The 1,203-nt window shown below is 50.0% G+C and carries 1 protein-coding gene; it reads right to left on the minus strand.

Annotated elements, in window-relative coordinates:
• Window positions 1–34 precede the first annotated feature (34 nt).
• The gene (locus tag J3L11_RS18785) at window positions 35–997 is read right to left on the minus strand and encodes an IS110 family transposase (RefSeq protein ID WP_207571979.1); all 963 of its coding nucleotides are present in this window, start codon (window positions 995–997) and stop codon (window positions 35–37) included.
• Window positions 998–1,203: the final 206 nt, after the last annotated feature.

Genomic DNA, 1,203 nt, shown 5'->3' on the forward strand with positions numbered 1-1,203 from the left:
CTAACAAGTGACTGTGGCATTCCGTCAATACTTATTACGCCAATTGAGTTGATTTTTCGCCCCAGCGGGTTCCGTTTTTCATCATGGTATTGAGTGTGACCAAGAGCTTTCGCATGCAGGCAATTAACGCCACTTTGGGCAGTTTTCCCTGAGCTTTTAAATGTTCGTAGTAGCGTTTGAAAACTGGGTTGCACTGGATGGCTGACATCATGGCCATAAACATCACAGTTCGCACTCTGGCTCGGCCGCCGCGAATACGCCGTTTACCTGTGTAACTACCGCTCTCGCGGCTCATGGGGGCAACGCCTGCCAGTGCGGCGATTTCTTTGCGGTTGAGTTTGCCAAGCTCGGGTAAGTCGCTGAGTAAGGTATATGCCAATACCTTGCCCACACCTGGAACACTGGTCAATATGTCGGCCCTGTCGCGCCAGCCTTTGAATTGCATCACCAAGGTATCCAGCTGTTTAGTCAGTGCCTCTATCTGCTTTTCGAGGGTTTTGAGCATGGTTTTGATAGAGGCATGAAGTGGCTTAGGCAGGATTTGCAGGCGATTTTTCTCCATGGTCAACATTTCCAGTAGTTGGGTTCGCCTGACGAGTAAGTCTTTGACTAACCTAGATTGCTCATCGGGGATAGGTTTAATTTCGGGCTTGAGTGTGGCTCCAAACTGCGCCAGAACGCTGGCATCCAGTTTGTCTGTTTTGGCGAGAACGCCTATTGCCTGCGCAAAGCGCCTGACCTGGATGGGATTGACCACCACAATGGGTAATCCAGCTTTATCACAGGCGAACACAAAGGCGTGTTCATAGCGACCTGTGGCTTCAGTCACGATGCGGCTGATGCGGTGTGATTGAAGCAAAAGGATAACTTTCTTAATGTCGCCAGGCTCATTGGCAACGGTGAAATGCAGATTTAACGGGTAAAGCATGATGTCGAGTTTGGACTTGCTGACGTCCACGCCGACGGTGATTTCAGATTGGATTTCCGTGGTATTCATAATAAGCTGACTCTGCCTTGCTATGCGGGCTCGAGGCCCTGATGACTGTTCGAGTTGTCGCTAAAGAGTCATGCAGCGCTGCACACTTGTTACCGGTCTCTCGTAAAAGGAGCCTGCGCTAAATCGAGCTGCTGCATGAAGACCCTCAATGGCCGTTGAGGGTGGGTCTCAATTTACCCAAAAACACACGGAATTAACCATACAAG

It is taken from the genome of Shewanella sp. 4t3-1-2LB (genome assembly GCF_017368415.1).
Taxonomy (GTDB): domain Bacteria; phylum Pseudomonadota; class Gammaproteobacteria; order Enterobacterales; family Shewanellaceae; genus Shewanella; species Shewanella fodinae.